At 49.5% G+C, this 23528-nt stretch carries 19 protein-coding genes, 1 tRNA gene and 1 pseudogene; 8 read left to right on the forward strand and 13 right to left on the reverse strand.

Annotated features, from left to right (window positions below; all coding sequences use genetic code 11):
- Positions 1 to 43: 43 nt before the first annotated feature.
- Positions 44 to 625: pseudogene (cas12k, locus tag ACN4EK_RS14250) on the forward strand (type V CRISPR-associated protein Cas12k); the annotation flags it as partial.
- Positions 626 to 2028: 1403 nt separating this feature from the next.
- On the opposite strand, the gene ACN4EK_RS14255 reads toward cas12k, so the two are convergent.
- The 4 genes from ACN4EK_RS14255 to mfd form a co-directional block, all read right to left on the reverse strand.
- Positions 2029 to 2099 (reverse strand) — tRNA-Cys (locus tag ACN4EK_RS14255).
- A gap of 49 nt (positions 2100 to 2148) precedes the next feature.
- Complete coding sequence (locus ACN4EK_RS14260; RefSeq protein WP_431658615.1) at positions 2149 to 3744, reverse strand: NAD(P)H-hydrate dehydratase; 1596 nt, start codon at positions 3742 to 3744, stop codon at positions 2149 to 2151.
- 14 nt (positions 3745 to 3758) lie between these two features.
- Positions 3759 to 4568 (reverse strand): hypothetical protein, encoded by an 810-nt coding sequence (locus ACN4EK_RS14265; protein ID WP_431658616.1) that lies wholly within the window; start codon positions 4566 to 4568, stop codon positions 3759 to 3761.
- An 88-nt stretch (positions 4569 to 4656) separates the two neighbouring features.
- Positions 4657 to 8196 carry a transcription-repair coupling factor gene (gene mfd, locus ACN4EK_RS14270; protein WP_431658617.1) on the reverse strand — a complete coding sequence of 1180 codons (3540 nt, stop codon included), beginning with the start codon at positions 8194 to 8196 and terminating at the stop codon, positions 4657 to 4659.
- Between the two features lie 353 nt (positions 8197 to 8549).
- On the opposite strand from mfd, the gene ACN4EK_RS14275 reads away from it, so the two are divergent.
- The 3 genes from ACN4EK_RS14275 to ACN4EK_RS14285 all read left to right on the forward strand — a co-directional run bounded on the left by ACN4EK_RS14275 (position 8550) and on the right by ACN4EK_RS14285 (position 11711).
- A complete protein-coding gene (locus ACN4EK_RS14275) occupies positions 8550 to 9185 on the forward strand; it encodes a DUF4258 domain-containing protein (protein ID WP_431658618.1) in 636 nt (211 codons plus the stop codon).
- A complete protein-coding gene (locus ACN4EK_RS14280; protein ID WP_431658619.1) occupies positions 9172 to 9396 on the forward strand; it encodes a hypothetical protein in 225 nt (74 codons plus the stop codon). The genes ACN4EK_RS14275 and ACN4EK_RS14280 overlap by 14 nt, the downstream gene beginning before the upstream one ends.
- 662 nt (positions 9397 to 10058) lie before the next feature.
- Entirely contained in the window at positions 10059 to 11711 is a 1653-nt protein-coding gene (locus ACN4EK_RS14285; protein WP_431658620.1) for a CocE/NonD family hydrolase, read from the forward strand.
- 207 nt (positions 11712 to 11918) lie between these two features.
- Here ACN4EK_RS14285 and trpE read toward each other — a convergent pair whose 3' ends face one another.
- Both trpE and ACN4EK_RS14295 read right to left on the reverse strand, forming a co-directional pair.
- Positions 11919 to 13469, reverse strand: a complete 1551-nt coding sequence (gene trpE / locus ACN4EK_RS14290) for an anthranilate synthase component I (protein ID WP_431658621.1) — start codon at positions 13467 to 13469, stop codon at positions 11919 to 11921.
- 2 nt (positions 13470 to 13471) lie between these two features.
- Entirely contained in the window at positions 13472 to 13777 is a 306-nt protein-coding gene (locus ACN4EK_RS14295; protein ID WP_431658622.1) for a DUF6464 family protein, read from the reverse strand.
- Positions 13778 to 14025: 248 nt separating this feature from the next.
- Here ACN4EK_RS14295 and ACN4EK_RS14300 point away from each other — a divergent pair, with 248 nt between their 5' ends.
- Positions 14026 to 14226, forward strand: coding sequence for a hypothetical protein (locus ACN4EK_RS14300; protein ID WP_431658623.1), 201 nt, complete (start codon positions 14026 to 14028; stop codon positions 14224 to 14226).
- A 65-nt stretch (positions 14227 to 14291) separates the two neighbouring features.
- Positions 14292 to 15539, forward strand: coding sequence for an FtsW/RodA/SpoVE family cell cycle protein (locus ACN4EK_RS14305; protein ID WP_431658624.1), 1248 nt, complete (start codon positions 14292 to 14294; stop codon positions 15537 to 15539).
- Between the two features lie 162 nt (positions 15540 to 15701).
- Here the strand turns inward: ACN4EK_RS14305 and ACN4EK_RS14310 are convergent, their stop codons facing one another.
- Complete coding sequence (locus ACN4EK_RS14310) at positions 15702 to 16451, reverse strand: HEPN domain-containing protein (protein ID WP_431658625.1); 750 nt, start codon at positions 16449 to 16451, stop codon at positions 15702 to 15704.
- The gene (locus ACN4EK_RS14315) at positions 16435 to 17499 is read right to left on the reverse strand and encodes a ParA family protein (RefSeq protein WP_431658626.1); all 1065 of its coding nucleotides are present in this window, start codon (positions 17497 to 17499) and stop codon (positions 16435 to 16437) included. The genes ACN4EK_RS14310 and ACN4EK_RS14315 overlap by 17 nt, the downstream gene beginning before the upstream one ends.
- Before the next feature lie 268 nt (positions 17500 to 17767).
- Here ACN4EK_RS14315 and ACN4EK_RS14320 point away from each other — a divergent pair, with 268 nt between their 5' ends.
- Both ACN4EK_RS14320 and ACN4EK_RS14325 read left to right on the forward strand, forming a co-directional pair.
- Positions 17768 to 18502, forward strand: coding sequence for a cytochrome c biogenesis protein CcdA (locus ACN4EK_RS14320; protein ID WP_431658627.1), 735 nt, complete (start codon positions 17768 to 17770; stop codon positions 18500 to 18502).
- A gap of 40 nt (positions 18503 to 18542) precedes the next feature.
- Positions 18543 to 19892, forward strand: a complete 1350-nt coding sequence (locus ACN4EK_RS14325; protein WP_431658628.1) for a cytochrome c biogenesis protein — start codon at positions 18543 to 18545, stop codon at positions 19890 to 19892.
- 3 nt (positions 19893 to 19895) lie between these two features.
- Here the strand turns inward: ACN4EK_RS14325 and ACN4EK_RS14330 are convergent, their stop codons facing one another.
- The 5 genes from ACN4EK_RS14330 to ACN4EK_RS14350 form a co-directional block, all read right to left on the reverse strand.
- Complete coding sequence (locus ACN4EK_RS14330; RefSeq protein WP_431658629.1) at positions 19896 to 20246, reverse strand: HepT-like ribonuclease domain-containing protein; 351 nt, start codon at positions 20244 to 20246, stop codon at positions 19896 to 19898.
- A complete protein-coding gene (locus ACN4EK_RS14335; RefSeq protein ID WP_431658631.1) occupies positions 20236 to 20550 on the reverse strand; it encodes a nucleotidyltransferase family protein in 315 nt (104 codons plus the stop codon). Before ACN4EK_RS14335 ends, ACN4EK_RS14330 begins: the two co-directional genes overlap by 11 nt.
- Positions 20551 to 20601: 51 nt before the next feature.
- Positions 20602 to 22518 (reverse strand): tRNA uridine-5-carboxymethylaminomethyl(34) synthesis enzyme MnmG, encoded by a 1917-nt coding sequence (mnmG, locus tag ACN4EK_RS14340; protein WP_431658632.1) that lies wholly within the window; start codon positions 22516 to 22518, stop codon positions 20602 to 20604.
- Positions 22519 to 22599: 81 nt separating this feature from the next.
- Positions 22600 to 23037: a hypothetical protein gene (locus tag ACN4EK_RS14345; protein ID WP_431658633.1), complete on the reverse strand. Its 438-nt coding sequence runs from the start codon at positions 23035 to 23037 to the stop codon at positions 22600 to 22602.
- A 125-nt stretch (positions 23038 to 23162) separates the two neighbouring features.
- Positions 23163 to 23438, reverse strand: a complete 276-nt coding sequence (locus ACN4EK_RS14350) for a hypothetical protein (protein WP_431658634.1) — start codon at positions 23436 to 23438, stop codon at positions 23163 to 23165.
- Positions 23439 to 23528: the final 90 nt, after the last annotated feature.

The raw sequence follows: 23528 nt of genomic DNA on the forward strand, positions 1-23528 counted from the left end.
TTTGTAAAACCTCAATTAATCGAGGTTCCCTGGTGTTGCACTTGGTTCAAGTGGCTTGGTAACCGCAACGATCTCAGATGCTATTTCAGGCAAGATTATGGAATGTCGGGGTCTCGAAGCATTACTTGGTAAGGATTATGAACTAGTCAAACGGAGACAGTTTGAACGGCAACTCAACTCACGCCGCCGTACTCAGAACCAGAAACGAGGTGCCAATGACCAGTTTGGGGAATCCAATTTGGGTGACACGATCGATAAACGCATTGCAAACGCTGTAATTGATTTTGCCAAGAAACATCAATCAGGTTTTATTGTTTTACCTGACATGAATGATTACAGACGACGAAAGCAGGCTGAAATTGCAGCGTTTGCAGAACGTGAGTGTGGCGGATGGAAAGGTATTGAGAAGAAGTTTGCAAAAGCTCAGAATGAGAAGAACCACTCGTGGAGTTACGGACGTCTGATTACATACATCACCAATCAGGCCGAGAAGGAAGGAATTTTAGTAAAGACTGGGCGGCAACCGATTCAGGGCAGTTCTCAGGAACAGGGCAAACTGATGGCGATCGAGGCATACAAGGATAAAGCTCAGCCAAAAAAATCTCGCTCTAAAAAATCTGCTTAGCATTGAAGTTTTTGTGACTCTATGGTACATTAGTATCAGCGCACGAACCTGACTAGCGTCATTACGATGCGAGTTTTGGAAATGGGACAGTTTCATTGCTTTCCGTCCCTGGCACTGCCCGCTTACTCACGACCACAAGGAGACAATTCAGCGCTGTGAGTTCGCGATTCTCTACTGTTTATGACAAACTAACGTTTGTCTTGCAGTACAGCAAGATTGTGTATCAGACCAGGTTTGGCGAAGATACGTGGCAGGCTGAATCGCCAATGAAACCAGCGGACTTCCCCTAATTTTTGGCAAACCCAAGCGGGGTACAAAACCTTGGCACCTTTGCCGAAAGGCTAGAACTCTCATCAGTTCAAAGGTTGAGTAGCATAAGTAAGTCTTCAATTCAGACTATTCTAGTTTCTCTAAAAGGCTGCATAATACCTTTGACAAAACTGCTGATGAAATTCAAGCTGATGAGAGGTTTTAGACCACGGAGGCGCGATCGCCTTCATGGGTACGGGCAAGTTGAAAGTAAGTAAGAATCAAGATGTTTTCTTGAACAGCAGCCATTGCGGCGCGATCGCCTTCATGGGTACGGGCAAGTTGAAAGTAAGCCTAATTGTCCTGGAGGCACTGTGAGGTTGGTCAGGCGCGATCGCCTTCATGTGTACGGGCAAGTTGAAAGCGATGCCAAGGGATGTAGCATCTGGGTTCGCCTTCTACCAAGCGCGATCGCCTTTATGGGTACGGGTAACTTGAGGTCACATTTGGCTATTTCATAAGTGCCTGCGGGAAGTTGAAAGACGAAGCGTGACGATCCCAATGCTTAAGTTGAAGGCGAACTGTTTCGCTGAGCTTGGGTTAGCTAAGAAACAAACTACTTTAGTTTTCAGTATGACATCCCGATCGCACCTGTCTCTTGAGACCTAGTTGCGATCGTTCCGTGTTCCTCAGTCATTCTAACTTTTCTGTAGTAGTAAGACTCTGCTCCTTGTAGCGATCGCTTCACATCGCTCAAATATTTGCAGACCCCTGCCTCTTTCCCTTCCCCTACAAGTATTGTGAAAGATGGGCAAACCTTTTTGCTTGCCATAAGGCAAGACCTATCTCAGGAGTAAGCTAAAGTTTTGGAAAAGTAGGAATAACAGGTCTTCAGAATTGACATGTATTCCTTCGGTATCATCTACAAGTTGACACGTATTTCTTCGCTATCTCTCACGAATTGACATACAATTCTTCGCCGCCTCTCACGAATTGACATGTATTTCTTCGCATACTCTACGAATTGACATGCAATCCTTCGCTATCGTGACATGCAATCCTTCGGTTTGGACATAGAATCCTTCGCTGTGACATGAAATCCTTCGCTACGGACACTTATTCCTTCGCTCTACATTTACCCACTCCATCCCTCAAGGCGGCACCCAGATTCGAACTGGGGGTGAGGGTTTTGCAGACCCCTGCCTTACCACTTGGCTATGCCGCCGCTTTGAAACACTACTATATCAAGTTTTGTCCCCTTTCGCACAGGTGAATCAAACTTTTGTCGAGGGTTGCTCGGTGACGATCGCGTGATGGAGAGCCGGGAGCAAATAATTTGTCAGGGTGTGGGCATCAACGCCTAACTCGGTGCGAGATTGGGCTGCAAAGATCCCTGCTTGGGAGTGCCACCAAGTTGCTACTTGTACCGCTTGGCTGAATTGTTGCAAGGCTTTTGGCTCCTCCGGTTCTCTGGCTGCGAGCTGTGCCAGAAGTCCTCCAGTTAACCCAGTTAACACATCACCACTGCCACCGCGAGCTAAGGCAGGTGTGCTGTCAGGATTAATCCATACAGTTTCGGTATCCGCGATCGCGACTCTGGCTCCTTTTAATAGCACGATCGCCTGAGTTTGGGTGGCGGCTTGGCGGACAGCGGTAACTCGGCAGGGCATATCTTGAGTCAGATCTGGGAATAGGCGTTGAAATTCGCCGAGATGGGGAGTGAGGATGGTGGGGGCAGAGCGGGATTGGAGGGTGGGAATTGTGCCAAGGTTAGCCAGAATATTTAAGCCATCGGCATCCAGTAGTAAGGGTTGCTGAGTGGCAAGAACGGCTTCGACTACGGGGGTAGCGGTGATCGTTAAGCCACAGCCACAGGCGATCGCGTCATACTTGCTCAGATCGGTGGGTTCAGGGAGGTGAGCGATCGCACCGGAGGTGGTTTCTGGGCAACCCAGGATCAGGGCTTCGGGAAGTTGCGTGGTTAATAAGGGTTTGATGGATTGGGGGACGGCGATCGATAACATGCCAACCCCACTGGCGCGGGCACCCAAACCTGATAAAATCGCGGCTCCGGCATACTGGTAAGAACCACAAATCAGTAATAAGTGACCTTGTTTGTATTTATGAGTGGAGGCAGGTCGAGTCAGGGGTAGGGCAGAGATCGCTCGCTCGGGAGTCATGCGATTGACGGCTGGACGATCGCCCAGAATGGCGTAAATATCGGCTAACGGTAGATCAAAATCAATTAATTCGGCTTGTCCCGTATATTCGAGTGCCCAGTCTTGCAGGAGTCCTTGTTTCCACAAGCCCAGGCAGAACGTCCGGGTGGCGCGAATTGCTGTCCCTAATACTTTTCCGGTATCGGTATGTAGACCAGAGGGCAGATCGATGCTGACGATCGGGATAGGGAACTGATTAATTTGGTCGATCGCGGCAGCGAGATTCCCCTCAATTGCTCGTTCTAGCCCAAACCCAAATAGTCCATCAATGAGTAGATCGCAGGACTGTAACGCGTCTGGATGCTCAACCTGGGAAATTTCGAGGCTGTCACAATACTGGGCATGGGCCGCCGTTAGTTCCTTAAAGCGGGAGAATGGGCGATAAATGCTCATCTGATATCCCCGAAACTGGAGTTCTCTAGCGACGACCAGGGCATCACCGCCATTGTGTCCGGGTCCGACCAGCACTCCGACTTGGCGGTAGGAGGTGGAGGGATATAGGGAGATCAGGCGATCGACAATTAAGCCAGCCACCTTTTCCATTAATGCCGCTACAGGCATGCCTGCCGCAAACACACGTCCCTCGATTTGCCGCATTTGTTCGGCAGTGACGACGAAGGTTTGCAGTTGCTGCGATCGGGTCAGTTGCATGAAGGATTAATCAACTACTGTTCATAGTAAACCCTGGCATCCACGCCGCTACGCCGCAAATAGCTACTGACATAATCGGCTTCGCTTTGTTGAGCAAAGGGACCGATCGCTAAATGGGGCCCCCGTGGGGCGGTTTTGGCTTGAATGGCATCTGCCCGAACGCCCATCCGTACCATTTGCTCAGTCAGGGCAGCAAATTCTGTGGCTCTGGCGGGAACCACTACGAGATAGGGCATGGAATTGAATGGTTCCTGATAGCCCGGTGGGACATTGAGTGTGGCACTCATACCTGAGGCAGTAGTCCCCGAGGGAGAGACGATCGTGGCTCCAATTCCTTGCATGGTCAGGGTGGCAACTCGTTGTTGAGCGGTGGCTTCGTCATTGAATAACCCCGCTTGGATCACGGGCTGACCTTTGTACTGCTGAATCGATGCCGTCGGCTCAATCAACCGCACCTGCTCTAACAAATAGGGACTGTCGCCATTAATTACTACCTGGTATTGGGTGGGAGGTGCCGCGATCGACGGGTTAAAGACCGGGGATGAGTTGGAATCAGGGAATGGAGCCGGATTAGGAGTGAATGCCGGATCGTTGGGAGGAAAGGCGGTGCTATCGACCGGTTGCAAGTCCTGTAAGGGTTCCAGACCGGGAACAGTGGGGGGTGGAGGTAAGGCTTGCTGGGCAGTACCACTGGTGATCGTGAATAGGACACTGCCGATCGCGAGTCCGATTGCCAGCCAACCTTGTTTCCACCACTGTCTGAGTAGTCGTTGAATGTCATTTAACAGCATGTGAATCCATGCAGTCTTGCGATCTGTAGCCATATCTAGCCTCCCGGATGCAGAGTGTGCCGCTGACAGGGGTACTGGCTAGCATGTTATACGCAGAACCCGCGATCGGCTCACCGATGATTTAGGAGGATGCCAAAGCTGGTTCCGGTAGGGCTCCTTGCATTCGACTTAACCAGATGAGGAGGTTTTCCAGTTGTTGATCGGGTTTAAGGATGCCCAGTCCACGAACTGTCACTTTGCCGGGAGTGTAGACAAATCGGGTATGGAGGTGATCCGGGAGGTTAGCTTTGAGTAAATTCCAGGCGGGTTCCTCCATCGGGGTTTCTAGAATAATGTGTTGAGTGCCTTCGGGTTTGATGCGGGAGAAGCCGAGGGTTTTGGCGATTTGCTTCAGTTCCATGACGCGGATCAGCTGGGTGGCGGCAGTGGGAATAGCTCCGTAGCGATCGTTCCAGTCGGCGGCAATTTGACTTAATTCGGCTTTGGAACTGGCAGAGGCAACGGCACGATAGGCACTCATCTTTTGATCGAGATCCGGAATATAGTCAGCGGGAATAAAGGCTGTGAGGTTGAGATCGATCTGGGTGTCATCCACTTTGGGAATTTCCTGACCGCGAATTTCGCGAATCGATTCCTCTAGCATTTCGATATACAGATCAAAGCCGATCGCGTCCATTTGTCCCGATTGTTCTGCGCCGAGGAGATTGCCGACCCCCCGAATTTCCATATCCCGCATCGCCAATTGATAGCCGGAACCGAGTTGGGTGAATTCTTGAATGGCGCGGAGTCGTTGTCTGGCATTGTCCGAGAGTTGGCTTTGTTTGGGATAGAACAACCAGGCATGGGCTTGAATCCCCGCCCGTCCGACCCGACCGCGTAACTGGTAAAGCTGGGCTAGACCAAATTTCTGGGCATCTTCGATCAGGATGGTGTTGACGCGAGGAATATCTAAACCCGATTCAATGATCGTCGTACAAACGAGAATTTCCGCTTCCCCTTCGGCAAAGGTCAGCATCGTACTTTCCAGTTCGGCATCATCCATTTGCCCGTGGGCGATCGCGATTCTGGCTCCCGGCACCATTTCCCGCAATCGGGCGGACACCTCTTCAATCCCTTCAATTCTGGGTAGCACGTAGAATACCTGTCCCCCGCGATCGAGTTCTTGCCGAATCGCCGATCGCACCACCTCCGGATCGTAGGGGGACAAATGGGTTTTAATTGGACGACGGGACGGTGGCGGAGTCGTAATCAAACTCATTTCCCGCACTCCCGACAATGCCATATACAACGTTCGAGGAATCGGCGTAGCACTCAACGTGAGGACATCGACTTGTGTTTTCAGGGACTTAATTTTTTCCTTTTGGTTTACCCCGAATCGTTGTTCTTCGTCTACCACCAGCAAACCCAGATCTTTGAAATCTACGCCTTTACCCAGGAGTTGATGAGTCCCGACGACCACATCCAATTCCCCGGTCTTCAGCCGTTGCAGAATATCTTTTTTCTCGGAAGCCGTCCGGAAGCGATTGAGTAACCCCACTTGAATCGGATAGGGGGCAAACCGTTCCTTCAGGGTGTGATAGTGCTGCTGGGTCAGGATGGTGGTGGGAGCCAGTAACGCTACCTGTTTCCCGGCGGTAATCGCTTTGAAAATAGAGCGAATCGCGACTTCCGTTTTGCCAAAGCCGACATCCCCGCAGACTAACCGATCCATGGGGCGATCGCTCTGCATATCGAGCTTGACATCCTGAGCCGCTTTTAACTGGTCGGGAGTCGGTTGGTAGGGAAAGGAATCTTCCATTTCCTGTTGCCAGGGCATATCGAGGGGATAGGCAAAACCGACCTGTTGGGCGCGTTGGGCATAGAGTTGTAGTAAATCGACTGCCACCTTCTTGACGGCTTTACGAACTTTACTCTTGGTTTTCTCCCAGGCTTTCCCCGACATTTTGTTCAGGTCTGGGGTGCCTTCACCCATCCCGCGATACCGCGATAGGGCATTGAGTTGATCGGCAGCCACCCGCAATAGACCATCGGCATACTGAATTACCAGATACTCGCGGGTTTCCCGATTCATCGTCAGGCTTTCTAACTTGAGGAAGCGTCCGATGCCGTGATTTTTATGCACCACGTAATCGCCCTGTTGCAGCTTATTCGGATCAACCTGCTTGGAGGCTGCCCGTCGCCGCTTGCGGACATAACTGGGGGTCGCCAGCACATGCTGACCAAAGAACTCGCGATCGGTGACAATCACCAACCGGAAGGTCGGCAGAATGAAGCCTTCTAACTCTGCCAGCCCCGAATACTTCACAGCCACCGGGACATGCTGAATTTGCAATTTATCGATCGCCAGATAGTCTCTGGGATTGGGGACAAACTGCGCCGGACAATCATGTTCCTGTAACAGAGCCACCGATCGCGAAGGTTGGGCGGACACCAACCAGACGGCAAAGCCGCGATCGCGCTCATTCCGCAAGGTTTCAGCCAAGCGTCCAAATTGGTGGGGAATGGCGGGTACGGGACGAGCCGCCAAGTTTAACGCCGATGAATTTTCCTCTGCCAGTTCCATCAGATGCAGACATTCAAACCGTTCGACAGCGGCTAACGAATCCGCAAACAGGCGATGAATGGGCGGTAGTTCCTGGCTGGGCGCGATCGGCGGTTGATTGATCACCTCGGCATAATGGTCTGCCACATGCTCGAACCAGCGATCGCTGTGGGCTTGGCATTGTTCGGGTTCATCGATCGCAATTAGAGCATTCTCCGGCAGGTAATCTAATAGGGAAGCCGGACGATCGAACGCTAATCCTAAAAATCGTCGGGTTCCTTCCGGGGGTTGTCCCTGGTCAAATTTCTCCTGATCCTGGGGGGATAAATAGGCTTTGACAATTTTGGTTTGGGTAACGGTCAATGCTGAGGCGATGATGGGGGCGAAACTGGTCGGAGTCAGCACAATTCGCTCGATCCGATCCAGCGATCGCTGGGTCGATGGATCGAATTCCCGAATCTGATCCAGTTCGTCGCCAAATAATTCCAGCCGGACGGGTAACTCTGAGGCAACGGGAAACACATCGACAATATCCCCGCGACGGCTCCATTGACCCTCTGTTTCCACCAACGCCACCCGTTCATAGCCCAGGCGAGTCAGTTCATCCCCCAACTGTGCCAGATTTAATTCGTTGCCCCGATCGAGGGTGAGACAATAATCCCGCAACACCTCAACGGGAGGTAAATGGGGCTGGAGAGCGCGTTCTGTGGCGACGATCGCCGGAAACCGATTGTTCGTCCCCAACGGGCTTTGACCATTCCCAGAGGGTGTCTGTCCCTCACCACGGATTAAGTCAGCTAACACCTGCAATTGTCCCCAGGTCATCTCCGACTCTGGATCAAAAGGTTCGTAAGGCGATGACTCGGAGGTGGGATAGAAATGCACCGTCTGCCAGCCCATGATTTCCAGTTGAGCTGCCCAGCGTCCGGCTTCTTCCAACGTCGCGGTGACAACGAGTAGCGGACGGGACTGAGCCTGCGCCAGGGTGGAACTAATGATGCCCTTAGGAAAGCGAGGGATACCGCTTAACTGGAGACAACGCTGTTGTTTCAGCTTGTTCAACAGTTCTGAGGTAAGGGACGATCGCCCTAGGGCGCGGGTGATGGAAGACAGTGCCATAGATCCTGAAACGCACGTAGCGGCTGACAAAGATTCAACTATCTTCACATTTTAGGCAGTTAGGGCAAAAACAGGCGGTAGTTTAACCCGCCGATCGGGATTGAAGTTGATGTAGATACCTGAAGCAGGAGATTTGCTAATTCTTCTGCATTAAAAAATCTAAATAGGCAGATGATCCTGGTTAAAGGATAATGACGCTATATCTTGCGGATTAAGATGCCTAGAAATGGGGTTGTCTCATGACTGGCGTTGATCATGCAAACATGATATTTGCTGGCGCTAAATCAATCGTTAGGCTGTCTGCGCCAACACTGGGTTAGGGCATCCGATCTAGCATTGGGCAACTGAATCTGATGAAACTCAACGCTCCTGCGATTCTGTTATTTTTTTGGTTTGGTTTGCCTGCGGGGATGGGAGATGCCCGCTTTTTAGCGGCTCAAATTGTGTTGTCTCAAGTCAGAGCAATTTACATTACCCGACAAGCGGAGAGTCGGCTGAGTCAAGAGCTAGATAATGATGAGCCTGGGTCATTGAGAGAATTCCTGTTCGGGCTTTGGTTGGATCCAGGGAATGCGACAGCCAATGCCTACCTCGGATTGCTGGCTCCAGCGTTTGATCGGCTGAGTCGCCATCCTGGAGAACATCTGACCGAGCGCAACTTGCCAGTAGAAATGGAGGAGATTCGCCGCAAGATTGCCAGTCAGGAATTCGAGTTGTCCAAGCAAGCGGCAAATCAGGCGATTTTACGGCGGATTCAAGTGTCGGAAATTCAGGAGGTCGTTGCGAACGGTCAATTAGTTGAAGACGATGCCGATTTGTTGGTTGACTGTTACCTGATCAGTGGCGTGACGCAGGCAGGACGACGAATTCATCTGCAATGCCGCGATTCTGCCCAATTACTGATTCAGATTATCACGCTGTACGAACCCGACCCCACCCGATGGAACGACGACTACACAAGCAGGAGAACTCCTAATGATCATGAGTAGTGATGGGCAAGAACCCCTGGTAGAGAAGCGAATCACGTATACTCTGGAGCTAAATGGTCAGTTCTTTTTGATCGAGAATGTGCCTGCTCGGGTGAATGAAGAGACAGGAGAACAGTTTTTTGCTCCCGCGATCGTCGAAGAATTGCAGCAGATCGTTCTGGGTAGAAAAGCACCAGATCGGGTGATTACAACTCCGGTCTACACATATTGACGGGCTAGGGTTACTGCAACAACTGGGCTTAATCCCGGCACTCTAGCCACTTTGAACACCTGATAAAGTTAAGCAGGTTTGGGCTTGGAGGAATCACGATCGCAAGTAAAAATAATTACGAGAAATTGCAGTGATCAAAATCACATTAAAAGTGTGACTATTTTTATTCTCTTTATATAAATTTTATAAATCTATTACTGCAAAGCCTTTAGCAGTAGGCATTTACGCGGTTTGTCGGTCATTGATTCATCATTATTGCGTAGATTTTATTCAAAAGAAGAAAATATAGTAAAAGCATCTACTGAAGGGAAATGTCTCGCATCTCTTCTCTCACATCAGGAGGCAGATTGAAATGGTGTTAGTTGCACTACTATTTATCACTTCCCTATTTACTATCTACTGTTTACTGAACTATCAGGTGAGTTAAGCGATCGTCCGGCCAGTCTCAATTCCCATTTCATCTAAACTGATTCATCCCCCTTTACTGATTGCCTAAAAATCAAATTTTGGACTGGAAAAATATTACTTGGGTGATAACCAGCATTGATGGTTGCCAACGGCAGTTTGAGAACAATTTGCCGATGAAGAGGGGCTACCAGTGTGATCAGGTGCGATCGCAATAGACAATAAAAAGGTCTACCCACCACGGCTCCCTCTTGTCTATGTTCACGGTTGAGAAAGAAACAGCATCCATGTTGACGCGGGATGGAGTGCGACTGGATGCCGATGTCTACCGTCCGATCGCTTCCGGTTCATTCCCGGTGTTGTTAATGCGGCAACCCTACGGACGGGCGATCGCTTCCACCGTGGTTTATGCCCATCCCTCCTGGTATGCCGCTCACGGGTATATCGTGGTGATTCAGGATGTGCGGGGGCGGGGCAGTTCCGAGGGTGAATTTCGCTTATTTGCCCATGAAATTGCGGATGGCGAGGATACGGTGCAGTGGGTAGCGAGCTTACCCGGCAGCACTGGGGCAGTGGGGATGTATGGCTTCTCCTATCAGGGCATGACCCAACTGTATGCTGCCGTGAACCGTCCATCCGCCTTGAAAACGATTTGTCCTGCCATGATTGGCTATGACCTGTATCGGGAATGGGCGTATGAGAATGGGGCATTTTGCTTACAGGCAAATTTAGCCTGGGCAATTCAACTCGCGGCTGAAACCGCCCGGCTGCAAGGCAAGACGATCGCCCATCACACCTTAGCCACGGCAGGTAAAAATTTGCCCCTATCCGATCTTGTGCCGACCCGTTCCGGGCTATTAAGTAGCTTTGAACCGGATTCCTTTTACTTTGAATGGCTGAATCACCCTGAACCCGATTCGTATTGGCACCATCTGTCACCCCAGAGTTATTTCGCAGAAGTCGATCTACCCATGCTGCATATTGGCGGCTGGTTTGATCCGTTTCTGCGGGGAACCCTCCATCTCTATACCGAAATGGCCGAGCGCAGCCAGTGGCAGCAACAGTTAATTGTTGGAGCCTGGGCACATTTACCCTGGGGACGGAAAGCCGGAGCGATCGACTTTGGCGCAGAGGCAACCAGCCCTTGCGATCTCTGGCAACTGTCCTGGTTCGATCACTGGCTGAAAGGGAAGGAGACGGGCATCCTGGAACGACCGCCAGTATGGCTATTTGAAATGGGCAGTAATCAATGGCGTGGTGGTTCAAGCTGGAACGAGAGACAGCCGACTCCTTTCTACCTGAGTAGCACCGGACTGGCGAATATTGACGATCGCGACGGTATACTCACCCCCACTCCCCCAGATTCGCCAGCCAGTAGCCCACCGGATACGATCGTCCACGATCCCTGGCGACCCGTCTCGGCTTTAGGTGGTCATGCCACGATTCCGGCAGGGATGTTTGACCGCAGCGCGATCGATAGTCGTACCGATGTCCTCACCTACACCTCAGAACCCTTTACCACCGCCATTCATTTAGTGGGTGACATCCACCTGGAGATAGAGTGTCAGGCAGACATGCCCAGCTTTGATCTGTGTGCCGTCCTCTCGGATGTGCAGCCCAATGGCGGTGTGTATAACTTCAGCCAGGGCTATATCCATCTGCCAGCCGAAGCAGGTTCCTGTCCCCGGACGATCGTTCTACCATTGCAGCCCACCTGTATCTGCATCCAACCCGGACATGCCCTGCGACTCAGCATTAGTGCCGCCTGCTTCCCTGCCTATCCTGTTAATCCGGGCACAGGTCAGCTTGTGGGAGAAACGCGATTAATTGACCAACAGATTATTACCATCACCCTGCAAACCAACGGTGATCGTCCGGCTCAGATCCGACTGCCGATCGTCCCAGCTTAAACCTTACAACTGACTTACAACCGTCACGAACCTGGCTCCAAATCACCACATCACTGAACCCAGACTCACCCCTCAAACCGATCGCCCCTTTCGGGGGGTGTGGGGGAGTGAGGACCCCACATCGCGGGGGTTTGGGGGGAAGACCCCCAAGCCAAGGCTCTCAACTGAGCCATTAATCCCAGTATGCGGTAAGCCTAACCACCCCGATCATTCACTTAAACACCGAATCGCCTCCAACATCCCTCTGGCTTTATTCAGCGTCTCCTCATACTCCTTCTCCGGCACAGAATCCGCCACCAGTCCCGCTCCCGCCTGCACATTCACCGTATGCTTGCCGTTGCCCTGATGACGTACCACCATCGTCCGGATCGCGATCGCCGTATTCAGTTGCCCCTCAAAATCGTAATACCCATAGGCTCCAGAGTAGACCCCCCGCCGACAGGGTTCCAGATCATGAATAATCTCCATCGCGCGGATCTTCGGTGCCCCACTGACTGTTCCTGCCGGGAAGCAAGCCTTCAGCAAATCCCATGCTGTTTTGCTGGGAGACAACTGACCCACCACATTACTAACAATGTGCATGACATGGGAATAGCGCTCGATCACCATCAGTTCATCGACGCTGACCGTACCGTTTAAACAGACCCGTCCCAGGTCATTCCGCCCCAGATCTACGAGCATGACATGTTCCGCCACCTCCTTCGGGTCTTGCAGCAAATCCTCCGCCAACGCTGCATCCTCCAGTGCCGTCTTACCCCGTTTGCGAGTGCCCGCGATCGGTCGCACTGTGGCAATCATCGGGGCATTGGGATCCGCCGCCCGTTCTGCCTTCACCATCACCTCCGGACTGGAGCCAATGATCTGCCAGTCATTGAAATGGAAGTATGCCATATAGGGCGAGGGATTAATCAACCGCAGCGATCGATACAGGGCAAAGGGATCGCCACTATACTCTGCTGACAACCGTTGGGAAATCACCACCTGGAAAATATCCCCGGCTCGAATATGGTCTTTTGCCGTTTCCACATGGGCACAGAACTGCTCTTTGGTCGTATTGCTGGTATAGGCGATCGGTTTTGCAGCATCGATCGCGTGGTTTCGGGCTTCTGGAGCCGTCCAGGCGAGGAGGGAAGCTTGTTCCGATAACGGGGATTGCAGCTTATTGACCAACTGCGCCACCCGATCGCAGGCTTGCTGATAGGCAACCGCTATATCCGTGTTGGGATCTCGGAGGTCGGCATAGGCGATCGCCCAAATCTTGCGTTTCACCTGATCAAAGATCAGCAAATTATCCACCTGCATCCATAACCCATCCGGCAAATCCCCTGCCGTTGCTGGATAGATCGGTACCCGTGGCTCAATCCAATTAATCAGTTCATAGCCCCAAAAGCCAAATAACCCACCAATTCCGGGGGGCAGTTGCGGTAACTTGACCGGATGATAGGGTTCCAGGCATTGTGCCAGGGCAGTGAAGGGATCGCCAGTAAAGACTTGGGTGGAGCCATCGCGGTAGGTTTGGGTGGTGGTGTGACCTCTTGCCTCCAGGATCCACAGGGGGTCGCAGCCTAGCAAACTGTAGCGTCCAATCCGTTCCCCCCCTTCCACCGATTCCAGTAAGAAGCTATAGGGTTGTCCGGCACAAACACGATACCAGGCGGAAACCGGAGTGTCCAAATCGGCAACCCATTCTTGACAGACGGGGACAAAGTTACCCTGACTGGCAAGGGCAGCAAACTGGGAAAAGTCGGGGAAAATCATAACTATTTCGACTCGTAGTAGGGACACTCTTGGCAAGGACCAGAGGGATTGACAGCACAGCGTAAATAGGCAGAGCGGGCATTAAAGCGACAGGTACTATCCCCCAGAAGATAGCCGATCCCCTCCACATACTGATAATCCTGGGCTAGTAGGGGGGTGAAGGAACGTTGGAATCGATGATTAGCCGATGCCGCGATCGCCGATCGCAACCGTTCCCGAGCCTGGGCTTCTGCCTTCCGCATCATGATTAAGGAGATGAGGGCAGGAATTAAGCCGACAATAAAAATCAGGATGGTTTCTAGCATCATCGGGTCTAAACAGCGGTACCAGAGATCTGAAATGATCTGGGCTTAAGCACGATCGAACAATTTTTGTCTCTAGGAGTGTGACTGCAATCACTTAACTTAGCGCAATCCAGTCACGTAACAGCGAGTAATTTGTCACGTCGTTATTCTAGGACTATCACAAGACGGTGGGTGTTGCCATCACAGAGATCAAGCCGTTGGCAATTCACACTAATTCATAGAGTCTTGTGAAGTTATTGTCAGGGTTTGATATGTCTTTGATCCATCACGTTGTCCAAACAGCACTGAGTTCCGGCTATCTAACAACCCATACCGAGGAGCGGCTACAACGGTTGTTTCAAAAACAATGTGATCTAACGGACATTGAAGCCTTAATGCGTCTTCAGCAGGCGATCGCCGCCGGTGAAGTGAAACGCCTATCTCAACAAGAATACGACTTATACCGAGCGTAGATCGTACATCTTTTTGCAGAGAGCTTGTCAGTTGCGGGAAGGTAGCGTAGACTGATCGCCTTAGTGTGGGCAACCCACTTGTTGATCTGTCCCAGCTTTCCGGTGACATTGTGAATCTACGCTGGCTGATTCCCTTTTTTGATACGACTGCCCAAGACTGGGCGTTTGAAGCGCGACTGTTACGCTGGTTAACATTTGTCTGGTTATTGGTCGGTCTAGTAGCCGTATTTTCTGCCTCCTATGCCGTCGCCGATGCCGAAATCTCAAATGGTTTGCACTACTTTAAAATGCAAATCTTCTGGGTATTGCTGGGGTTAATTGGGTTTAACCTGATTGTGCATTTTCCCCTACGCTACATTATTGGCATGGCTGACTGGGGAGTCCTGCTAGTTCTGGGTTTAATCCTGGTGACGTTGATCCCTGGTTTAGGAACAACTGTGAACGGGGCAACGCGCTGGCTGTTTATCGGACCCATCCCGCTGCAACCATCCGAGCTAATGAAGCCCTTTCTAGTCATTCAAAGTGCCCGGATTTTCTCTAAATGGGAGCGGCTGAAATGGTCTACTCGCCTGACCTGGTTGGCAATTTTCCTGGTAGTGGTGGTGGCGATTCTGCTTCAGCCGAACTTAAGTACAGCCTCCCTATGCGGCATGATGCTGTGGCTGATTGCCTTGGCGGCAGGATTACCCTATATCCAACTGGGTGCAACTGCCTGTGCTGGGTTCTTCCTGGCTACCTTAAGTGTGAGTCTGCGATCGTATCAGCGTCGCCGGATTCTGTCCTTTCTGAATCCCTGGGCGGATGCGACTGGAGATGGCTATCAGTTGTCTCAGAGTCTACTGGCGATCGGGTCGGGCGGCTTTTGGGGCAGTGGCTTTGGGCTATCTCAGCAAAAGCTGTTCTATTTGCCGATCCAATATACAGATTTTATTTTTGCGGTGTTTGCGGAAGAATTTGGCTTTGTCGGTTGTTCCTTGTTAATGCTGATGCTGGTTGCCTATGGCACATTAGCGTTACGGGTGTCGTTAAAGGCGAAAACCGAGGTACATCGGTTGATCGCGATCGGAATTATGGTGCTGATGGTGGGGCAATCGTTGCTAAACATTGGCGTGGCATCCGGGGCTTTACCAACGACGGGTTTGCCCTTTCCCCTGCTGAGTTATGGCGGTAGTTCAATGATCTCCAGTCTAATTTCAGCCGGTCTGTTGATTCGGGTGGCGCGGGAAAGCAGCGAAGCAACGGTGGTTTCCTTGACCGATCGGCGGTTACTGCGCGATCGACGGCGACCGCAACCGACCCAACGGGCAACGTAATGGCTAAAAGGTCAATTCTGTAGAAGTGAACCGTAGTTTGACCTCTATCTTGAAGATAGAAAAAATTACGTGAACGTTTGAGACGAGGTCGTAATTGTTGTAGTTTTATCGAGATTTCCTGTATAGGATCTCATTGACTTTTTTAGCCCTATTGCACATTACTTAAAGGACTTGGTGAATACTCTCGACAACTTGCTGAATAAAATCTACCGCATCGTTAACTAGAGTTTCATCAATGTACCAACGGCTTCCGATACCAAAAGTGGGGTTTATATCGGCTTCATGAGCAATTTTGTTTCTACGATCAACTATCGCACTAAGCTGTTGTTTAACATCCTTTGCGGATCTGCCTAATTTTATGGCAACTTCATCCCACAGTTTCTTATCTGAAATGAGCCTAATCGCATCTGCTATTTTGTCTGGTTGCTGAAAGCTTTGATATCCAAGACGCTCTCGAATCTCGTCTTCCAGCCAGGAAGCACCATTGAGCCTGTCTAAAATACTGTTTGATATGATTGGGAGCAAAGCTGAGATTGTGTAGGACTGCTGCAAAAAAGAGAAACCTTGACTCTGTTGGATCTCATTTTCTAGCCAAGCAGCAATATCCGTTGCTATCAGTCTCTCTTGCCGTGCGCCTCCTAATGAAACTTGAAAACGAGAAAATGCAGACTGAGAACTGTTGGGTGGGGGAGTAGGTTCGGAACGCTGACCTCTGTGAATCTCTATCATTCCCAGCGTTACAACTTCATGAATATAGTAATCTAGGGCACTCACAGACAGAACTAGTGCAGCTCTCAAAATATCAGACAGATCCAGAGCAGAAGTAGACTGGGCTTTGACAGAATTATGAATAGAAATTAGATCACGAACACGCGCAATGCTGATTTGGAATTGATCAAGCGCTGACAGCATAGGCAGAAGACGTTAACCCAATAATCTTATCTGCCAAGTTTGCAAACGTTTGTCGAAACTCAGCCTGCTTCGCTTGGTTATTTTGCAATACCATTCCTGTTTGTCTTAATTGTTGGGCAGTCAGGTCATAGATTGGAGTCCGATGCTCCTGAGAAAGCGCAATAAGGCTATTAAAGTTAGAAATCTTTGTTAAACAATAACTACCACCAATACCCTGTTCAGTGTAGGTTTGCTCAGGTAGCATTATATTGTTTCGAGCTAGGGCTGGAACAAGCTTTGTGGAGACATCCTCCTGAATTTTCTGAATCCATGTTTCAAAAGCAGCCGTTTCTTTACCACGAATAATTCGATAATTTTGAACAATGATTCCTAAAAAATGGAGAGTGATGTCAGGAAATGGATAGGTGGCATCCTTCAAAATTTGCATTGAACTTGCTGTCCTTGCCCATGCGTACCATTTAGGCAGAACTTTAGCTAAAGAGTCAATTGCCATCACAGAGAAGAAATCAGCAGTAGTCGGAACGATAAAAAAATCACTCGTCATCAACAAATTCTGATTAATAGCTCCTAAGCTAGGACTCATATCAATCAAAATGTAATCTGCATTAAACCTTTCGGCAGTTTTGTTTAACAAGTCTGTAATAGAACCTGGTAAATTTTTGAGAGCCTGAATTGAGCCACTTAACTCTTGGGCAATACCTAATGTAACTTCATATTCTGCAAAACCAACATGACCAGGTAGTAGAAATAGTCTATCTTGACCTTCCACAGGAATACAGTCTACTGCCTCGATAGCCCTTGGTTGGGATTCAAAAGCAGGTGCTAGACCTGTTTTAATATTTGAACGTGTATTGTAAATTGCTGCTATTCTGACTTCGTCGTCTTCCGTTTCTTCTCCTAAAGCCATTCCAGTCAGGTTACATTGAGGATCAGTATCCGCAAGAATTACTCTTTTCCCTTTTGAGGCAAGCATCCAGCCGAGGTTAAATGTAGTTGTAGTCTTGCTCACTCCACCTTTGTGATTAAAGAGGGCAATTTTTTGAACCATTGTATTTGACTCCTCTTTGCTACCCAACTTTAGCTTCTAGTATAGCTTGAGCCTAATATTGCCTCATTCAGTGCCAAGAAGAGTCAATCCATCAACTTGAATTACTGCAAGTTCAACTAAGTTAACAATAATTAATTCTCCGGCTTTGACAAATGCTCTCAAGTGTGCTGCTCTGCCGATGGTTTAAGGCAAACAATTTTTAGCATTCCGGGAAGCCGCGATTCTAAGATAGATAAGGTGTTGCTGCGCGGTAGTCGCTTTTTGCGGAATGTTTGAGACAGTCCAAACCCAACTTTATTTATTAGCCCAGTACGCTGATACCCTGGTCACAACCCAATTGACCCATCTCACGCCAGTCAGTGTGGGAGTGATTTTCTTGGCAGGGTTACTGACTAGCCTCACCCCCTGTATGTTATCGATGCTGCCAATCACGATCGGTTATATCGGTGGCTACGAAGCGGAAAATCGTCTGCAAGCGGCAACTCAGTCCACCTGGTTTGCGCTGGGTTTGGCAACTACCCTGGCAGGATTGGGGGTTTTAGCGGCAGGATTAGGGCAAATTTATGGGCAGATTGGCTTTGGCTTGCCGATCGTCGTCAGCATTCTGGCGATTCTCATGGGATTGAATTTGTTAGAAATTCTGCCGTTACGCTTGCCCTCCTATAACGGGTTGGATTGGCTCTCTAACGATTTATCTCCCGGCATCAAGTCCTATCTAATGGGGTTAACCTTTGGGCTGGTGGCTTCTCCCTGTAGCACTCCGGTCTTAGCCACCTTGTTAGCCTGGGTATCGACGACCCATGATCCCGTGTTAGGCAGTGTTTTGTTACTAGCTTATACAGCCGGTTATGTTGCCCCATTAATTCTGGCAGGCACATTTACTGCGTCGATCAAAAAACTATTGGAACTGCGGCGCTGGTCGGGCTGGATTACGCCCACAAGTGGAGCGTTGTTGATTGGGTTTGGCGTGTTTTCCCTGCTGTCGCGCCTGGTAAGCGTTTAAGCTGGACGTTTGCAACGATGAGGAATGGCGAACTGTACCAATGACCTTTTTTAAACGAGAATTAATCCCACTTTTAGCCGATCTGCGACTGGCGATCGTTTTGCTGTTAGTGATTGCGCTATTCAGTATCTCGGGTACCTTGATCGAGCAGGGGCAATCGGCGGCGTTTTATCAAGCCAACTATCCCGAACATCCGGCTCTGTTTGGGTTTCTATCCTGGAAGGTGCTGCTTACCCTGGGATTGGATCACGTTTACCGTACCTGGTGGTTTCTTGCGCTATTGATTCTGTTTGGCTCCAGTCTTACGGCTTGCACGTTCAAACGCCAGATTCCGGCATTACGCTGGTTTTCTCGCACCTGGAAGTTTTACAACCAACCACGGCAGTTCCAAAAGTTTGCCCTCAGTGCCGAATTTGCCCAGACCAGGCTGGATGATGTCTTGCCTCTACTGACTCAGCAGCGCTATCGCTTATTCCAGCAAGATCAAGCGGTCTATGCTCGCAAAGGCTTGGTGGGTCGAGTCGGACCGATCGTGGTACATGTCGGCATTCTAGTGATTTTGGTGGGGGGCATTGGGGGAGCGTTAACTGGATTTGTCGCCCAGGAAATGGTTCCCAGTGGGAAAACGTTTCAGATTCAGAATATTACGGATGCTGGGGTGTGGGCGGCTCGTCAGGTGCCGAAAGATTGGTCGGTGAAAGTGAATCGATTCTGGATTGATTACACTCCGGCTGGCGCGATCGACCAGTTCTATTCGGATATGTCAGTGCTGGATCAGGCTGGCAAGGAAGTGAAGCGAAAGACCATCCATGTGAATGAACCCCTACGTTATAAAGGGGTAACGTTGTATCAGGCTGATTGGTCGATCGCGGCAGTCCAGGTCAAGATTAACAACAGCCCGGTGTTTCAACTGCCGATGGCTCCGCTAGAAACAGCGGGGAAGGGACGGCTCTGGGGCACCTGGATTCCCACCAAACCGGATTTAAGTGCCGGAGTGTCGCTGGTTGCCAAGGATCTGCAAGGCATGTTGCTGGTGTATGACATGGAAGGCAAGCTGACCGCCACGGTGCGATCGGGCATGTCTACCGAGGTGAATGGGGTGACGCTGAAAATTCTTGATTTAATTGGCAGTACAGGGCTACAAATTAAAGCCGATCCCGGAGTGCCGATCGTCTATGCTGGCTTTGCGCTGCTGATGGCAGGTGTACTGATGAGTTATGTCTCCCACTCGCAAATTTGGGCACTGCAAAAAGATGGCAAATTATACATTGGTGGACAAACCAATCGCGCTCAAGTTGTGTTTGAACGAGAATTTTTAGAGTTACTCGATCGACTCAACCAAAAACCACAACCGGAGTCTCCGATTCACCCTGAATTACTAACACCATAAAACTTAAGTGTGGTCAAATTCGGTCTGCAATAACTGTTCAATAGCCGTCTGCAATGGGGCTATTTTTGTCTGTACAATATCCCAAATAATTTCGGGATCGATTTGGAAGTAAGTATGGGCAACAATATCCCGTAAGCCAGCAATTTTTCGCCATTCGATCGTTGGAGCCGTATTTCTGATTTCCACAGGAATATTTTTAACCGCTTCTCCAACAATTTTCAGATTGAGTAATACAGCATCATAGGTACGTTGATCAGCAACAAATTCATCAAACGAAAATGCTTGAGTATAGTGCTGGATCTTGGTGCAACCTGTCACTATATCTTCTAAGTACAATCGAATATTACGTAACACAAATCGCTTCTCGTTGTACGGCGGCTCGAATTTGTGGCTTCAGAGATTTCCAGGTGACTAGATCAACTTTGGTACCCAGTAAATCTTCTAGATAAAACTTGACATCCATGTAGCGATCGAAGGTCAGGGGCGACTTTAACTCCACTAATAAATCAATATCACTGTTGGCATGAGCCTCATTCCGAGCCACAGAACCAAATAACGCCAGAGTAGTGACTCCAAGTTGGGTTAGGTCTGCTCGATGCGCTTTAAGCGTCTCCAAAATTCGATCTCGATCGCTTGTTGAAGCCAGATGAGTTTGCATACTAATCGCAAGATTGATTGAATCGATCGTCAATAACTTACTTTCAGAAGTTTATGATACCCCTACTTCAGATTGCAGCCGAGACTGAATTTCTAAATACACTAATAGGGCGTTAATGTCGGCGGGATTCACACCGCCAATCCGAGTTGCTTGACCCACGGTTAAGGGACGCACTTTGGTTAGTTTTTCGCGGGCTTCTTTAGAAAGTGTTGCGATCGCGTGATAGTCCAAATCCGCCGGGAGTTTGCGATGTTCTTGACGGGCAACTTGTTCAATTTGATTTTGTTGCCGTTGAATATAGCCAGAATATTTAATGTCGATTTCGGCTCCCGCTTTTTCTGCTTGATCGAGTTCTGAATTGCCTAAGCCAAATTGCTCTAAATCACCATAATGAAAGCCTGGTTTTCTTAATAGTTCTGCCAGTGTAATTGAGCCTTTAATCGCTTGCTGCGTATGAGCGACGATCGCCTGACCCACTGGATCATGTTCCTTCACCCGAGTTTCGTATAACCGCTCTTTTTCCGCTGCAATATTGGCTTGCTTGCGTTGGAATAATTGCCAGCGGCGATCGTCAATTAGCCCAATTTCTCGCCCTAAGGGAGTCAGCCGTTGATCGGCGTTATCTGATCGGAGTAATAACCGATATTCCGATCGCGAGGTCAGCATCCGATACGGTTCCCGCAAATCCTTTGTACAAAGGTCATCAATCAACGTGCCAATGTAACTCTGTTCGCGCGGGAAGATGATCATCTCCTGCCCCCGCACCAACCGAGCCGCATTAATTCCGGCGACAAATCCTTGGGCGGCAGCTTCTTCGTATCCGGTTGTGCCATTGATCTGCCCCGCACAAAATAGCCCAGAAATCTTTTTCGTCATCAGCGTCGGGTAGCACTGGGTCGCTGGCAGATAGTCATATTCCACCGCATAGGCAGGTCGCAGCATGGTGCAGTGTTCTAGACCGGGCAGCGATCGCAGCATTTGTAACTGAATCGCTTCCGGCAGTCCGGTAGAAAACCCTTGCACATAAATTTCCGGAATATCCCGTCCTTCCGGCTCTAGAAAAATTTGATGGCTGTCCTTATCAACGAACCGGACAATTTTGTCTTCAATGCTGGGGCAGTAACGCGGTCCTTTGGCATCCACCCAGCCGCCATACACGGGAGACAAATGCAGATTGTCCCGAATAATTTGATGGGTTGCTGCCGTGGTACGCGTCAAGTGACAGTTCATCGGTTCCCGTTCTACCCAGACCTCTGGATCAAAACTGAACCACCGGACTTCTGGATCGCTGGGTTGGGGTTCTAAAACGTCAAAATTAATCGATCGGCGATCAACCCGCGCTGGGGTTCCTGTTTTCAAGCGACCCGTTTCAAACCCCAACCGATTCAGGGTGTCAGTTAGCCCAACTGCGGCAAATTCCCCGGCTCGACCCGCTTCCATCGATTTATTGCCAACCCAGATCCGCCCACCGAGAAAGGTTCCGGTCGTGAGAATCACCGCCTGACACTGGAAGGCTACCCCAAAGTAGGTTTCGACCCCGATCACCTCATCATGGCTGTTCAAAATCAAATCCGTCACCATGCCTTCCCGCACCGTCAGATTGTCCTGGCTCTCGACAATCCGCTTCATCACCGCCGCATATTCCCGCTTATCCGTCTGTGCCCGTAATGCCCAAACTGCCGGACCTCTAGAAGAGTTGAGAATCCGCTTTTGCAGATAGGTGCGATCGGCCATTTTGCCAATCTCGCCACCCAAGGCATCGACTTCATGCACCAATTGCGACTTGGCAGGCCCACCCACCGCCGGATTACAAGGCTGCCACGCAATCTTATCGAGATTCAGGGTGAGTAAGAGCGTTCGACAGCCCGATCGCGCGGTTGCCAAGGCAGCTTCACAACCGGAATGTCCGGCACCCACCACCACAACATCAAAAGCATCAAGAAATTCTACGGGCGAGTCCAGGGTCATAACCAGCGCAGTATCGGAGGATCTCACCTCATTCTAACGGCTGTTAACGCTTGGTTGAAAATAAGTCAAACCCTCACAATGTTAAGAGCAAGTCACAGGCTTCTGGCTCAATCTTGCCCGATTAACCCAACCTTTATTTGATGAGGTCTGGATTTGCACAGCAATCTTCCTTTGACCACCTTCAAAACTTACTACTTCTTGACTTACTACTTTGACGGTTGCAACCCTAAGCGTCCCAGTAGGAGCACCTAAAAGTTCACTATTTTTGTAGAAAGACAAAGGTTGAATTTCATTTCGAAATTTTTCAACCCTATAGCATTTTCCTATTTCGATAGCAACATTTTTTGCTTGCTCAGTTGTTACTACTATGCTGTCAAAGTTGTTAACGGAGGCTATCGTATTGGTCTGTTGATATAGATTAGTATCATTAGACGTATCAACTCTATGTGTCACAAGAGATATAACTAAAGTAACACCTAGTACTAGAGCAGCAAGTAAACTAATAAGTTTTCGGTTCATCTGTTAACCGAGGGGGGATTAGTGAAGTCCACTTATCCTTTCGCTCGTTTTTTTGGTGATCAGGAGAAATAACCCCTCTTAATAAAACTTTATTATCTGCTTAGGCTTTCAAATAGCTGTAATCTTTACTCCGGGATGTCAATGCCTACTTCAGAGCACTCATTTCTAATTTCAGTGTTCTCATTGCTGCGATCTCCGACTTTTAAAAAAATAGCAGGATTACGTGGAATTTTTGTGTACTCATCTAAATACCATTTGCATTTTTGAATAATTATCTTCTCTGCTTCCTGCTTAAATTTAGTTAGCTGAAAGCTGGTAAGAACTTTGTTTGCTTGCTCAAATTTATCTTCTCTAACTAATTTCCTTATTTGTTCAAGTAATTCATTTTCATGACATTCCATGACAACATTCTGTATTATTGGCTCTGAAATGTTAGATAAAGTCCGTGCTGTTTCAATACACTGTTTATAGTCTGTCTCTTATACACATCT

This window comes from Pantanalinema rosaneae CENA516 (assembly GCF_050753385.1).
Lineage (GTDB): Bacteria > Cyanobacteriota > Cyanobacteriia > Leptolyngbyales > Leptolyngbyaceae > Pantanalinema > Pantanalinema rosaneae.

Excerpts from the sequence above, each read along its gene's own strand:
- ACN4EK_RS14275 (WP_431658618.1), top strand. The coding sequence starts at position 8,550 with ATGAAACTCAACGCTCCTGCGATTCTGTTATTTTTTTGGTTTGGTTTG.
- ACN4EK_RS14315 (WP_431658626.1), bottom strand. The coding sequence starts at position 17,499 with ATGGTTCAAAAAATTGCCCTCTTTAATCACAAAGGTGGAGTGAGCAAG.
- ACN4EK_RS14260 (WP_431658615.1), bottom strand. The coding sequence starts at position 3,744 with ATGCAACTGACCCGATCGCAGCAACTGCAAACCTTCGTCGTCACTGCC.
- ACN4EK_RS14280 (WP_431658619.1), top strand. The coding sequence starts at position 9,172 with ATGATCATGAGTAGTGATGGGCAAGAACCCCTGGTAGAGAAGCGAATC.
- ACN4EK_RS14345 (WP_431658633.1), bottom strand. The coding sequence starts at position 23,037 with ATGAACCGAAAACTTATTAGTTTACTTGCTGCTCTAGTACTAGGTGTT.
- ACN4EK_RS14285 (WP_431658620.1), top strand. The coding sequence starts at position 10,059 with ATGTTCACGGTTGAGAAAGAAACAGCATCCATGTTGACGCGGGATGGA.
- mfd (WP_431658617.1), bottom strand. The coding sequence starts at position 8,196 with ATGGCACTGTCTTCCATCACCCGCGCCCTAGGGCGATCGTCCCTTACC.
- ACN4EK_RS14295 (WP_431658622.1), bottom strand. The coding sequence starts at position 13,777 with ATGATGCTAGAAACCATCCTGATTTTTATTGTCGGCTTAATTCCTGCC.
- mnmG (WP_431658632.1), bottom strand. The coding sequence starts at position 22,518 with ATGACCCTGGACTCGCCCGTAGAATTTCTTGATGCTTTTGATGTTGTG.
- ACN4EK_RS14325 (WP_431658628.1), top strand. The coding sequence starts at position 18,543 with ATGACCTTTTTTAAACGAGAATTAATCCCACTTTTAGCCGATCTGCGA.
- ACN4EK_RS14335 (WP_431658631.1), bottom strand. The coding sequence starts at position 20,550 with ATGCAAACTCATCTGGCTTCAACAAGCGATCGAGATCGAATTTTGGAG.
- trpE (WP_431658621.1), bottom strand. The coding sequence starts at position 13,469 with ATGATTTTCCCCGACTTTTCCCAGTTTGCTGCCCTTGCCAGTCAGGGT.
- ACN4EK_RS14350 (WP_431658634.1), bottom strand. The coding sequence starts at position 23,438 with ATGGAATGTCATGAAAATGAATTACTTGAACAAATAAGGAAATTAGTT.
- ACN4EK_RS14320 (WP_431658627.1), top strand. The coding sequence starts at position 17,768 with ATGTTTGAGACAGTCCAAACCCAACTTTATTTATTAGCCCAGTACGCT.
- ACN4EK_RS14310 (WP_431658625.1), bottom strand. The coding sequence starts at position 16,451 with ATGCTGTCAGCGCTTGATCAATTCCAAATCAGCATTGCGCGTGTTCGT.
- ACN4EK_RS14300 (WP_431658623.1), top strand. The coding sequence starts at position 14,026 with ATGTCTTTGATCCATCACGTTGTCCAAACAGCACTGAGTTCCGGCTAT.
- ACN4EK_RS14265 (WP_431658616.1), bottom strand. The coding sequence starts at position 4,568 with ATGGCTACAGATCGCAAGACTGCATGGATTCACATGCTGTTAAATGAC.